The sequence below is a fragment of the Pseudonocardia sp. NPDC046786 genome, assembly GCF_040645415.1.
Lineage (GTDB): Bacteria > Actinomycetota > Actinomycetes > Mycobacteriales > Pseudonocardiaceae > Pseudonocardia > Pseudonocardia kongjuensis.
The window spans coordinates 30,373-42,500 of the sequence record NZ_JBEYYF010000002.1; the positions used below are offsets into that span (position 1 = coordinate 30,373).

The window sequence follows — 12,128 nt, forward strand, 5'->3', positions numbered from 1 at the left end:
TGCCGCGGGAGCTCGTGGCCGTGATTCTCGCATGTGGTGGGATGGGCGACCGTGACCACGCTCAGCCAGCTGCTCGCCGAGCACACGACGATGGACGGCGAGACCGCCGACCACCTCCAGCGGGTGGTGGGGGAGTGGCAGCTGCTCGCCGACATGTCGTTCGCCGACTTCCTGCTGTGGGTGCCGCTGGACGACCTGCACGCGGCCACCGACTTCACCGCCGAGGGATCGTCGCGGACGTCCACCGCCCAGTTCCTGTGCGTGGCCCAGGCCCGGCCGACCACCGCACCCACCGCGCACCCGGACGACGTCGTCGGCCGCCGGGCCGCCCCGGTGGAGGTCGGCCAGCTGCGCCGGGCGGTGCTGGAGGGCCGGATCTGCCGGGACGACGACCCGCGCTGGCACCTGGAGGTGCCGGTGCGCCGGGAGACCATCCCGGTCCGCTACCACGGCCGCACCGTCGCGGTGCTGTCCCGGGACACGAACCTGTCGACCCCCCGGGTGCCCTCCCCGCTGGAGATCGCCTACCTGGGCAGCGCGTCGGACCTGTGCCAGATGATCGTGGACGGCACCTTCCCGCCGCAGTCCGGGCCGCCCGGCAGCGCGGAGGGCAGCCCGCGCGCCGGTGACGGCCTGGTCCGGCTGGACGCGCACGGCAACGTCGCCTACGCCAGCCCCAACGCGTTGTCGGCGTACCACAGGATGGGTCACGCCAGCGACGTCGCCGGGGCCGACCTGACCGCGGTGACCAGGGCGCTGGTGCTCGACCCGTTCGACGCCAAGGACGTCGCCGCCCGGATCGCCGACGCGCTGGCCGGCATCCCGTCGAGCCGGATGGAGATCAAGGGCAGGCGGGCGACGATGCTGGTCCGCGCGCTGCCGCTGCGCCCGCGCGGCGACGCCGCCGGCGCGCTGGTGCTGGTCCGCGACGTCACCGACCTGCGCCGCCGGGACGCGGCGCTGATGTCCAAGGACGCCACCATCCGGGAGATCCACCACCGGGTGAAGAACAACCTGCAGACCGTCGCGGCGCTGCTCCGGCTGCAGGCCCGGCGCAGCGAGCACCCGGAGGCCAGCCGGGCGCTCGAGGAGTCGGTCCGCCGGGTCACCTCGATCGCGCTGGTGCACGAGGCGCTGGCCTACTCGGTGGCCGAGGTCGTCGAGCTCGACGAGCTGCTGCCGAAGGTGCTGCCCGCCATCCGGGACGGCGCGACCACCGAGTCGCGGGCCCGGGTCCGGGTGGACGCCGGGTTCGGCGCGCTGCCCGCGGCCAAGGCCACCCCGCTGGTGCTGGTGCTGGCCGAGCTTGTGCACAACGCGCTGGCGCACGCCTACGACCCGGGCGTCGCCGGTGAGGTGGTGGTCAGCCCGCGACGGTCGGCGAGCCGGCTCGAGGTGTCGGTGGCCGACGACGGGCACGGGATGCCCGCCGACTTCGACTTCGAGCAGTCGAAGGGCCTGGGCCTGCAGATCGTGCGCACGCTGCTGAGCTCGGAGCTGGAGGCGACGATCACCGTCTCCGCGCGGGACGGCGGCGGGACGGTGGCGCTGATCCGGCTGCCGCTGGGCGGCGGCTGAGCGGCAGCACGTCCGGGCCCGGTGGTCGCAACGGTCGCGGGCCGGATCGTCCCCGGGCGGTCGGTCCGGTGCGCCGGGTGACCGCTTCGGTCACTGCGGGTGACCCGGGGCGTGAGCGGGCCCCCTGGCGGCACCGGATACCCTCGACCCGTGACCGTTGATCCCGGTGCCGTGGTCGCGCCGGCACCGTGGTGGACAGGTCACGCGGGGTGGCAGATCACCCCGAACGCACCTCGGGCCCGTGGCCGGTGGCGTCCGGCTACGGGCCCGAGGTCGGGGAGCTACTTCTCTACTTCTTCGATCCGTGCGATCAGGCGGTGCGGGCGCGCGGGCGGGTGCTGCGCCGCTTCAGGGCGCGCCGCTCGTCCTCGCTCATGCCGCCCCAGACACCCGCGTCCTGCCCGGACTCGAGAGCCCACTGCAGGCACGACTCGGTGACCGGGCAACGCCGGCACACGCTCTTCGCCTCGGCGATCTGCATCAGGGCGGGGCCGCTGGTGCCGACGGGGAAGAAGAGCTCCGGGTCCTCGTCGCGGCAGATCGCGTCGTGACGCCAGTCCATGATTGCTTTCTCCTCTGGTGCGCGATCGGGGTCGCGCCGATCGTCATCTGTTACGTCCGTGTTTCGGAGCTTGTGAATACTTTCACGAGCTCCGGCGGTCCTCAACGGGAAACTGCTCATCGGATACGTGAGTGGCCTCATAGCCGCTCGCGCACGACAGACCTGTGCCCCGAACTTTTCAGCCGCGGGCCGGTTCCTGTGAACCAGTGTCCCTGTCCGACACGGAAACGGCCACCCGAATCCCGTGTAGTACCCGACACCCCCTGGCGGCGTTGCCCGGGGCCTCCCGCTTGCGTAGGGACCACCTTGGATCACCGGTTTGGGCTGGTGTAAGCCCCAACGGGACCGACGGTCCGCTCACATCGGTGAATGGCGGGGTTGCTCACTCCGGCGTGTGAGAGCGCCCGCACGGGGCGCGACGAACTGCCCATCTCACACGACGACGCGTAACGCTCCCGGCACGCTCAGGAATTCCACGTCGGTCCGCTCGCCCAGGTGGTCGCCGTCGAGCTGCAGCGCCAGCGGCCGATCGGAGGTGATCCTGACCTGGGGGACGGCGTCGTGGCGCACGACGTGCCTGCCGTGCGGGTCACCGTCGGCAGCCAGCATCTGACGCAGCGTCGTCGCGATCGTCCTGGGCCCCAGGCCGGTCAGCGCGAACAGCCCGAGCCCGCTGCCGAACGACGAGCGGGGGTTCGTCCGGACCGCGCGGCCCGACAGGTAGGTCCACGGGTCGGTGTTCGAGACGAACGCCAGCCGCACCCCGCCCAGCGGCGCGGCCCCCGGGATCTGCACCGTCATCGACGGTGGCCGGTGCAGCTGGGCCAGGTACTGCCCGATCGCGGTGATCGCGTACCGGCCGGGGCTGGCCTCGTACCCCTGCGCCCTGGCCCGCTCGACGGCGGCGACCACCTCGGCGTCCCAGCCCATGCCCGCGTTGAAGGTGAACCACCGGTCGTCGGCGTGGCCGAGGCCGACCAGCCGGCGCCGCCGGGCGGCGAGCGCGGTCAGCACGTGGCCGGTCGCCTCGACCGGGTCGCGCGGCATCTCCAGGGCGCGGGCGAACACGTTCGCCGAGCCGCCGGGCACCACGGCCAGCATCGCGGTGGCGTCCGGGTCCGGCCGGGGCGGGCCGCTCCCGGTGCCGGTCTGCGCGGCGAGCAGCCCGTTGACGACCTCGTTGACGGTGCCGTCGCCGCCGAGCGCCACCACCAGCTCGACCCCGTCGGCGACGGCAGCCGCGGTGGCCTCCGCGGCGTGCCCCCGGTAGCGGGTCTGCAGCACGTCCAGCTTGAGCTCGCTGGCCAGCGCCTTGGTCAGCACGTCCCGGCCGGCCGCCGTCGTCGACGTGGCCTGCGGGTTGACCACGAGCAGCGCGCGCACGGGCCGACTGTAACGACCACCGCCGCCCGGCGGGTCCGGGCGGGTGCGTGCTGCCTATCCTCGGAGCCGTGGCCGAGGAGCAGCGCAACGACGTCCCCGCCGCGCCGCGCGTGCCGGAGAACGTGAAGGTGTCCGGCCTGCTGGTGGCCGTGCAGGGCGTGGTCGGCGTGGTGGTGGCCGTCGTGCTGGGCCTGCGGGCGTTCGAGGCGGGTGGCCCCCGGCTGTACTACGGCCTCGCCGAGTCCGGGATCTTCCTGCTGATGGGCGGCGCCGTCGTCGGCATCGGCTACGGCCTGGTCCGCGGCCTGCACGGCTGCCGCACCCCGGCGATCGTGGTGCAGCTGCTGCTGCTGCCGGTCGTCTACAGCCTGCTCGGGCCGTCCCGGCAGCTGTTGTGGGGCATCGTCTGCGGGCTGTACGTGGTGCTCACCTTCATGCTGCTGATCAGCGAGCAGTCCAAGCGCTGGGCGCTCGGCGAGGACGGGCCCGGTTCTTAGCCGGCCCGGCCGGCGAGCGCCGCGAGCGGGCCGCCGGTGAGCCGGTAGGTGGTCCAGCCGTCGTTCGGCCCGGCGCCGATCGCGCGGTAGAAGCCGATCGCCGGTTCGTTCCAGTCCAGGACGTTCCACTCCAGCCTGGCCCAGCCGCGCCGGGTGCACTCCGCGGCGAGCGCGGCGAGCAGCCGCAGGCCGTGCCCCTCGCCGCGGTGCGCCGGGCGGACGTAGAGGTCCTCCAGGTGCATCCCGGCGACCCCCTCCCAGGTGGAGAAGGTGCGGAACCAGATCGCGGTGCCGACCACCGCGCCGTCGGCGGTGGTGGCGACCAGCGCGGCGGCCGACGGGTCCGGGCCGAACAGCGCGGCGTGCAGCCGGTCGTCGGTGAGCCGGCACTCGTCGGCGGCCTTCTCGTACCCGGCGAGCTCGTGCACCAGCGCCACGACGGCCGCGACGTCGCCGGGCCCGGCCGCCCGGACCCCGCTCACCGCGGGCCCCGGGTCGGGCGCTGGTTGACGTGGTCCAGCCGCGGGACGCCGCGCTCGAAGCCGAGGACCGTCACCCCGGCCGGGTCCATCGCGACGTGCACCCCGCCGGTGGCGGGCAGGCCGATCCAGCGCGCGGTCAGCACCCGCGAGAAGTGGCCGTGCCCGACCAGGACGACGTCGCCGCCGTCGAGCAGGGCGCGCGCCTCGGCCAGCACGGCGTCGGCCCGCCGGCACACGTCGTCCGGCGTCTCGCCGCCCGGCCACGGGCCGTCCCAGATGGTCCAGCCGGGCAGCGTCTCGCGGATCTGCGGGGTGGTGCGGCCCTCGGCGTCGCCGTAGTCCCACTCGGCGAGCCGGTCGTCGATCGCGTCCACGGTGAGCCCGGCGAGCGCGGCCGTGTCCCGCGCGCGCGTGCGCGGGGAACAGAGGACCCGGGCCGGCGGCGCGGCGTGCCGGACCAGGGCCAGCGCGTCGCGCACCGCACAGGCGGCGTCCCGGCCGTCGTCGGTGAGCCCGATGTCGGTCCGCCCGGTGTGCCGCCCGGTCCGGGACCACTCGGTCTCGCCGTGCCGGAGCAGCAGGATCCGGCCGCGGGGGGCGTCGTCGCTCACGGTCGCCGACGCTACCCGTCCGGCGGGCCCTCGCGGTCGTCCGCGCATGGCCCCGGGTCACCCGGACGGGTCGGTGTCCCACCCGACCGGGTCGTCGGCCGTGGCGACGGCCCGGCGCGGCCGGTCGGTCCGATGAGATGGGGCCGGTCCCGTCCGTTCCCGAGGAGTGACATGTCGCAGCACCGCCGCCGGGCCGCCCGGCGGATCGCCGGGCTCGGCACCGCCGCCGGCCTGGTCCTCGCCGCCGCGTTCGGCGCGGCCGCCGCCGATCCGGCCGGCGCCGGTGCGGGTGCCGCACCGCCGGTCGCTGCCGGTGTGGCTGCCGCGGTCCCGCTCGCCGCGGTCCCGGCGGTCGTTCTCCCGGCCGCGCAGTCCGCGCCGTCCGGTCCGGCGGTTCCGGCGGCGCAGCCGGCCGGCGCCGGGATCGGCCCGGGCGTGCAGATCGCCACCCCGGTGGCCGGCGGGGCGGAGCTGTGCACCGCCAACTTCCTCTTCACCGCGGCCGGGGCGGCCGACGGGCAGCGCGACGACGACGGGCCGGTGCACCGACGCGTCCCGGCCGGGGCGCTCTACCTCGGCACGGCCGCCCACTGCATGGTGGCGGAGAGCGCGCGGTCCTCGGTCGACGGCTGCGTGGAGCCGGTGCAGCCGCACGGCACCGAGGTCGGGATCGTCGGCCGGGACGGCACCGTGCACAGCGGCCGGGTCGCCTACAACTCGTGGGCGGTGATGCAGGAGCGCGGGGAGCGCGACCCGCAGCTCTGCCTCTACAACGACTTCGCGCTGATCGAGCTCGGCCCGTCCGCCGCGGCGGTCGCCGACCCGACGGTGCCCGGCTTCGGCGGCCCGTCCGGGCTGAACACGGCGGGCACCGCGGGCGGTGACCGGGTCTACAGCTACCAGCCGAACCAGGCCGCGCCGACGCCGTTCAAGCAGGGCGTGTCGTTCGGCAGGCCGGAGGGCCCGCGCACGCACGTCGTCGCCACGCTCCCGCCGGGCGTGCCGGGGGATTCCGGCGCCGGCTACCTCGACGCGCAGGGACGCGCGTTCGGGGTGCTGTCCAGCCTGATGCTGCCGACTGCGACGAACGGGGTCACCGACATCGCCCAGGCGCTCGGCTACGCCGCCGCGTTCGGCACGCTGGGGCCGGTCGAGCTGGTCCCGGGCACCGCCGGGTTCGCCCCGCGCGGGACGCCGCTGACCGAGCTGCCGGCCGTCCCGGAGCGGCCGCTGCCCGAGGCGCGGCCGGTGCCGCTGCGCTGAACCGGCGGCGCCGTACGCGCGTCCTGTGCCCATGCCCACTCCGGCGGCGCGGGACGCGCGGAACCCGCCGGTGTCCCGGTTAGACTCCGGCCCAGACCCGACAGCCGTGTCCCGGCGCGGGGCCGCATCCGGCCCCGGCCGCCGGGATGGCCGTCCGGCACCGAGAGCAGGTCGACGACCCCGCGACCCCCGGTGCAACGGCAGGCGCCACCCGCTCCGGCGCCGCTCATGTACCTCACGTATGGAGTCTTCGATGACGCTCGCCCAGGACCGGCCCGGAACCACCGCCCCCGCGCGGGACGAGGTGTTCGGCGCGCACGAGGGCGGCAAGCTGGCGACCGGTCTGACCGCACCGCTGGCCGACGCCCGCGATCTGTCCATCGCCTACACGCCCGGGGTCGCGGACGTGTGCCGGGCGATCGCCGACGACGCGGCCCTCGCCGCCCGCTACACCTGGGCGCACCGGCTGGTCGCCGTGGTCAGCGACGGCACCGCTGTGCTCGGGCTCGGCGACATCGGCCCGCGCGCGTCGCTGCCGGTGATGGAGGGCAAGTCGGCGCTGTTCAAGTCGTTCGCCGGGCTGGACTCGATCCCGCTGGTGCTCGACACCACCGACGTCGACGAGATCGTCGAGACGCTGGTCCGGCTGCGGCCCACCTTCGGCGCGGTCAACCTGGAGGACGTCGCGGCGCCGCGCTGCTTCGAGCTGGAGCGTCGGCTGATCGAGGCGCTGGACTGCCCGGTGATGCACGACGACCAGCACGGCACCGCCGTGGTCCTGCTGGCGGCGCTGAACGGTGCCTGCCGGGTGCAGGACCGTGCGCTGCGCGACCTGCGGATCGTCATCTCCGGCGCGGGCGCCGCCGGGATCGCCTGCGCCCGGATCCTGCTCGCGGCCGGAGCGTCGGACGTGGTGCTGCTCGACTCCCGCGGGATCGTCGACGCCGCCCGCGGCGGGGTGAAGGCGGAGCTGGCCGCGCTGACGAACCCGCGCGCGGTGACCGGCGGGATCGCCGAGGCGCTCGCCGGTGCGGACGTCTTCGTCGGCCTGTCCAGCGCCACCCTGCCGGAGGACCTGCTGGCCACGATGGCTACGGAGGCGATGGTGTTCGCGCTGTCCAACCCCGATCCCGAGGTGCACCCGGACGTCGCCGCGCGGCACGCGGCGATCGTCGCGACCGGGCGCAGCGACTTCCCGAACCAGATCAACAACGTGCTGGCGTTCCCGGGGATCTTCCGCGGGGCGCTGGACGCGAACGCCCGGCGGATCACCGACCGCATGAAGGTGGCCGCGGCGACGGCGATCGCCGACGTGGTCGCCGACGAGCTGTCGCCGACCAGCATCGTCCCCGGGCCGTTCGACCCGCGGGTGGCGCCCGCGGTGGCGGCGGCCGTCGCCCGGGCCGCCGTCGCCGACGACGGGGCCCGCTGAACCGGCCGTCGGCACCGGGCAATCGGGTCACGCAGCGTGCACGTACGGTCGCTGCGCCGAACGGCACGCCCCGCTGTGAGCGGTTGTTCACTGTAGGTCAAGTTCGTTGCCACCGCTCGCCGAACAGACGGATCCCTTCGGCGTGACCAAACACCCGGTCATCAACGCTGCGCCGGTGACGGGCCGGTCGGATTGGTCCGATCGGCGGCATTACCCGCTGTGCAGGGTCGCTCGATCGGGCTACCAGGGCGGATCGCCCGGCCCGGTATCTCGTTGAGCGGGTGGAGCTGCCGAACGGAACGGAGGCCGGCGTGGCCGAGGTGGAACCGCGGGCGGGACATCGTCCGGGTGGTGCGTCCCAGGATGTCGCCGGCGAACCGGGTGTCGACCCGGTCGAGCCGACGTCCCGGGCGACCCGCGACGCGGACCGGCCCGCCGGGCTGGCCGGTGACCTCGCACGGGCCTTCGCCGGTCCGGGCGGCGGCCGGGCCGGCCGGGTGCGCCCCGCGCCGGACCGCGGCCCGTACGCCGATTCCGCCGACGTGCCGGTCGCCGACGTGCCGGCCGCCGATCCCGGCCCGGGCCCGGATCCCGCCGCCCCGTTCGACGGGCCGGCCGGCACGGACGCCCCGGGCGTCGCCGGCGCCGGGTTCGGTGAGCCGCCGTTCGGCAGGCCCCGCCCGACCCCGCGGCCCTCGCCCACCGCCCGCCGCCCGCAGCCGCCCGCCGCGGCCCCGGACGGCAGGCCCGACCCGGCCGACCACTCGGCGGTGCAGCTCCCGCCGTCGCCCGCGCTGCTCTGCGACGCCGCCGGGATCGTGCTGCACACCAACGCCGCGCTGCGCCGCCTCGCCGGGTCGGCCGACCCGACCGGGATGAAGCTGCCGCAGCTGCTGGTCGGCCCCGACTCCGACGCCCGCCTGGTCCGCGCCGACCGCAGGCTGGCCCGGGTGAAGGTGGTCCGCTGGCCGCAGCCGGGCAACCGGACCGTCGTGCTGCTCACCGCGTTCCCGGACGCGACGGCGGCCCCGTCCGACGAGGCACCCGCGCTGGACCTGGAGCGCGCCACCCGGTCCGGCACCTGGACCTTCGACCTGCAGGCCGGCACGCTCACCCGCAGCGAGGGCCTGGTCGAGCTGTACCGCTCGCTGGGCGTGCGCCCGGACGGCGTCGACGGGCCGATCGAGGGCGAGCAGGTCGAGCGGGTCTGCCGGCTGCTGCGCCGCGGCCCGGAGGAGCTGTCGACCGCGAGCCGTCCCGCGCACTCCTCGGAGATCCGGCCCGAGGGCGGCGCGGTGTTGTCCTGCCGGACCCGGATCGACCGGACCCCCGGCGGCGCGCCGCTGCGGCTGATCGGCACCGTGCAGGACGTCACCGACCGGCGGCGCGCCGAGTCCCGCGCGCAGCGCTCCGGCCAGCGGTTCGCCGAGCTGGTCGCCACCATCACCACCGGCGTCGCGATGCTCGACGGCCGCGGCCGGATCGTCGACGCCAATCCGGCGCTGTGCCGGCTGCTCGACGCCGACCTGGAGACGCTGCGCGGCGTCCCGGCCCGCAGCCTGTCCGCGGAGCCGCAGTCCGGCGACCGCAACGGCCTGCCGGACTGGCTGCGCGCGCCGTCCGACCCGGAGTCGACCTACCGGATCGACTCGCTGCCGCTGCTGCGCGCTGACGGCACCCGGGTGGACTGCGAGGTCGTCGTCAACGCGGCCCCGTCCGACGACGGCAGGCCGTTCTGGCTGCTCGTGGTCACCGACGTGGGCGAGCGCCGGCGCGCCGCCGACGTGCTGCGCGAGGCGAACACCGTCGACCCGCTGACCCGGTTGCCGAACCGGGCGGGCCTGCTCGAGGTGGCCGACCGGGCGCTGGCCGGTCCGGACGCCGGACGGGTCGCGGTGGTCGTCGGCGACGTCGACGACTTCGCCCGGGTCAACACCGGCCTCGGGCACTCCGACGGCGACGCCCTGCTGGTCGAGCTCGCCGGCCGGCTGCAGCGCGATCTCCCGCCGCTGTGCACGGCGGGCCGGCTGTCCGCCGACGAGTTCGCCGTCGTCTGCTCCGACGTCGACGCCGCGGGCGGCCCGCAGGCGCTCGGCGCGACCGTCGCGGAGCTGCTGCGCGGCACCGTCACCGTCGGCGGGCGGCCGGTCACGCTGACCGCCTCGGTCGGGGTCGCCACCCCGGACGCGGTGCCCGCCGGGCCGCACCCGCCGCGCGGCGACGACCTGCTGCGCTCCGCCGAGGTCACCGTGCAGCAGGCCAAGCAGCGCGGCCGCGGCACCGTCGCGATCGCCGATCGCGGCACCGTCGGCCCGGCCTGCCGGCAGCTGGAGCTGGAGGCGGAGCTGCGCGCCGCCATCGAGTCCGACGCGCTGCGCCTGGAGTACCAGCCGGTCGTCGCGCCGGACGGCACCGTGCTGTCCGCCGAGGCGCTGCTGCGCTGGTCGCACCCGGTGCACGGGGAGGTCTCGCCGGGCGAGTTCCTGCCGGTCGCGCAGCGCAGCGGCCTGCAGCGCGATCTCGACCTGTGGGTGCTGCGCACCGCCGCCGCCGAGGCCGCCACCTGGCCGCGGCACGGCCAGCGGATCGCCGTCGCGGTGAACCTGGCCGGCCTGCTGCCCGCCGACCCGGCCTTCCTCGACGAGGTGACCGCCGTCGTCGAGTCGTCCGGGCTGGGCTGGGACCAGCTGGTCCTGGAGCTGGTCGAGACCAGCCTGGTCGCGCTGCCGCGCCCGGCGCTGGACGCGATGAGCGAGCTGGTGCGCCGCGGCGTCCGCTTCGCCGTGGACGACTTCGGCACCGGCTACTCCTCGCTGGCCCGGCTCAAGGAGCTGCCGGCGCAGACGGTCAAGGTGGACCGCGCGTTCGTCACCGGCGTCGGCACCGACCCGGCCGACTTCGCGCTGGCCCGCGCCGTCGTCGAGGTGGCCAGGGCGATGGGCCGCGCCACCGTCGCCGAGGGCGTCGAGACCGCCGAGCAGTTCCACGTGCTGCGCGGGCTCGGGGTGAACGCGTTCCAGGGCTGGCTGTTCGCCCGCTCGCTGCGCCCGGAGGACCTGCACCGAGTGCTGCGCGGCGGCGGGCTCCCGACCCCCGCCACCACCGGAACCCCGCCCGGCGGCACCCCCGGCGCCTGGTAGGCCGCCGGGAGCGGTCGCCGCTGTCGGTGGTCCGGGATACCGTGCCCGCAACAGGCGGCTGCCGGCCGGGCGGCCGCCGGGGGCAGGGGGAGCCCGCGATGATCGAGTTCCGGGGCGTCACGAAACGCTTTCCGGACGGTACGGTCGCCGTCGACGAGCTGGACCTGGTGGCCGAGCAGGGGCGGATCACGGTGTTCGTCGGGCCGTCCGGCTGCGGCAAGACCACCTCGCTACGGATGATCAACCGGATGGTCGAGCCGACCTCCGGCGAGCTCCGGGTCGACGGGCAGGACGTTCTGGCCGCCGATCCGGCCGAGCTGCGCCGCGGCATCGGCTACGTCATCCAGCAGGCCGGGCTGTTCCCGCACCGGACCGTGGTGGACAACATCGCGACCGTGCCGATGCTGCTGGGCACCGGCCGGCGGGCCGCCCGGGGCCGGGCGATGGAGCTGATGGAGACGGTCGGCCTGGACACCGCGATGGCCGGCCGCTACCCGAGCCAACTCTCCGGCGGCCAGCAGCAGCGGGTCGGTGTGGCCCGCGCGCTCGCCGCCGATCCGCCGGTGCTGCTGATGGACGAGCCGTTCTCCGCGGTCGACCCGGTGGTCCGGGAGAGCCTGCAGGAGGAGCTGCTGCGGCTGCAGTCCGAGCTCGGCAAGACGATCGTGTTCGTCACCCACGACATCGACGAGGCGATCAAGCTGGGCGACCGGGTGGCGGTGTTCCGGGTCGGCGGCCGGCTCGCCCAGTACGACGAGCCGGGCGTGCTGCTGTCCCGCCCGGTCGACGACTTCGTCGACACCTTCGTCGGACGCGACCGCGGCTACCGGGGCCTGGGCTTCCTCACCTCCGAGGCGATCCCGCTCGGCACCCTCGACATGGTCTCGGTCGGCGACCCGCGGCCCGGCTCGGGCTGGGCGGTCGTGCTGGACGACACCGGCCGGCCGCTGGGCTGGGTCGAGGCGGGCGACGGCGTCGTCACCGAGGACGGGATCGTCCCCGGCGGCTCGCTGTACGCGGTCGGCTCCGGCTCGCTGCGCGGCGCGCTGGACGCGGCGCTGTCCTCGCCGTCCGGGCAGGGCGTCGCGGTCGACGCCGACGGCCGGGTCGCCGGGTCGGTGACCGCCGACGCGGTGCTGGCCGCGCTGCCCGCCGCCCGCGACGACTCCGCCGCGTAGGG

10 protein-coding genes are annotated in these 12,128 nt (G+C 75.8%); 6 read left to right on the plus strand and 4 right to left on the minus strand.

Going from position 1 to position 12,128, the window contains the following annotated elements; translation table 11 throughout:
* Positions 1-51 precede the first annotated feature (51 nt).
* Entirely contained in the window at positions 52-1,578 is a 1,527-nt protein-coding gene (locus ABZ881_RS02330) for a histidine kinase N-terminal domain-containing protein (protein WP_344029659.1), read from the plus strand.
* Between the two features lie 310 nt (positions 1,579-1,888).
* Here ABZ881_RS02330 and ABZ881_RS02335 read toward each other — a convergent pair whose 3' ends face one another.
* Together ABZ881_RS02335 and ABZ881_RS02340 are read right to left on the minus strand one after the other, a co-directional pair.
* Positions 1,889-2,140: a WhiB family transcriptional regulator gene (locus ABZ881_RS02335; RefSeq protein WP_043277332.1), complete on the minus strand. Its 252-nt coding sequence runs from the start codon at positions 2,138-2,140 to the stop codon at positions 1,889-1,891.
* 432 nt (positions 2,141-2,572) lie between these two features.
* Positions 2,573-3,523, minus strand: coding sequence for a diacylglycerol kinase family protein (locus tag ABZ881_RS02340; protein WP_344029664.1), 951 nt, complete (start codon positions 3,521-3,523; stop codon positions 2,573-2,575).
* A 68-nt stretch (positions 3,524-3,591) separates the two neighbouring features.
* Between ABZ881_RS02340 and ABZ881_RS02345 the strand changes: the two genes are divergently transcribed.
* Positions 3,592-4,020 (plus strand): hypothetical protein, encoded by a 429-nt coding sequence (locus tag ABZ881_RS02345; protein ID WP_358481158.1) that lies wholly within the window; start codon positions 3,592-3,594, stop codon positions 4,018-4,020.
* Here ABZ881_RS02345 and ABZ881_RS02350 read toward each other — a convergent pair.
* Together ABZ881_RS02350 and ABZ881_RS02355 are read right to left on the minus strand one after the other, a co-directional pair.
* Positions 4,017-4,502, minus strand: coding sequence for a GNAT family N-acetyltransferase (locus ABZ881_RS02350; protein ID WP_358481159.1), 486 nt, complete (start codon positions 4,500-4,502; stop codon positions 4,017-4,019). The two genes, ABZ881_RS02345 and ABZ881_RS02350, sit on opposite strands and share 4 nt — an antisense overlap.
* A complete protein-coding gene (locus ABZ881_RS02355; protein ID WP_358481161.1) occupies positions 4,499-5,113 on the minus strand; it encodes a histidine phosphatase family protein in 615 nt (204 codons plus the stop codon). Before ABZ881_RS02355 ends, ABZ881_RS02350 begins: the two co-directional genes overlap by 4 nt.
* A 171-nt stretch (positions 5,114-5,284) precedes the next feature.
* Between ABZ881_RS02355 and ABZ881_RS02360 the strand changes: the two genes are divergently transcribed.
* The 4 genes from ABZ881_RS02360 (at position 5,285) to ABZ881_RS02375 (ending at position 12,126) form a co-directional block, all read left to right on the plus strand.
* Positions 5,285-6,376, plus strand: a complete 1,092-nt coding sequence (locus ABZ881_RS02360; protein ID WP_358481162.1) for a serine protease — start codon at positions 5,285-5,287, stop codon at positions 6,374-6,376.
* Positions 6,377-6,629: 253 nt separating this feature from the next.
* Positions 6,630-7,808, plus strand: a complete 1,179-nt coding sequence (locus ABZ881_RS02365) for a malic enzyme-like NAD(P)-binding protein (RefSeq protein ID WP_358481163.1) — start codon at positions 6,630-6,632, stop codon at positions 7,806-7,808.
* Between the two features lie 311 nt (positions 7,809-8,119).
* On the plus strand, positions 8,120-10,948 hold the full coding sequence (locus ABZ881_RS02370; protein ID WP_358481165.1) for an EAL domain-containing protein: 2,829 nt from the start codon (positions 8,120-8,122) through the stop codon (positions 10,946-10,948).
* Between the two features lie 98 nt (positions 10,949-11,046).
* The gene (locus tag ABZ881_RS02375; protein ID WP_358481167.1) at positions 11,047-12,126 is read left to right on the plus strand and encodes an ATP-binding cassette domain-containing protein; all 1,080 of its coding nucleotides are present in this window, start codon (positions 11,047-11,049) and stop codon (positions 12,124-12,126) included.
* Positions 12,127-12,128: the final 2 nt, after the last annotated feature.

What these genes read in the sequence shown, in the direction of transcription:
- ABZ881_RS02335 (WP_043277332.1), bottom strand. Translation starts at nt 2,140, where the DNA reads ATGGACTGGCGTCACGACGCGATCTGCCGCGACGAGGACCCGGAGCTC.
- ABZ881_RS02360 (WP_358481162.1), top strand. Translation starts at nt 5,285, where the DNA reads ATGTCGCAGCACCGCCGCCGGGCCGCCCGGCGGATCGCCGGGCTCGGC.
- ABZ881_RS02365 (WP_358481163.1), top strand. Translation starts at nt 6,630, where the DNA reads ATGACGCTCGCCCAGGACCGGCCCGGAACCACCGCCCCCGCGCGGGAC.
- ABZ881_RS02375 (WP_358481167.1), top strand. Translation starts at nt 11,047, where the DNA reads ATGATCGAGTTCCGGGGCGTCACGAAACGCTTTCCGGACGGTACGGTC.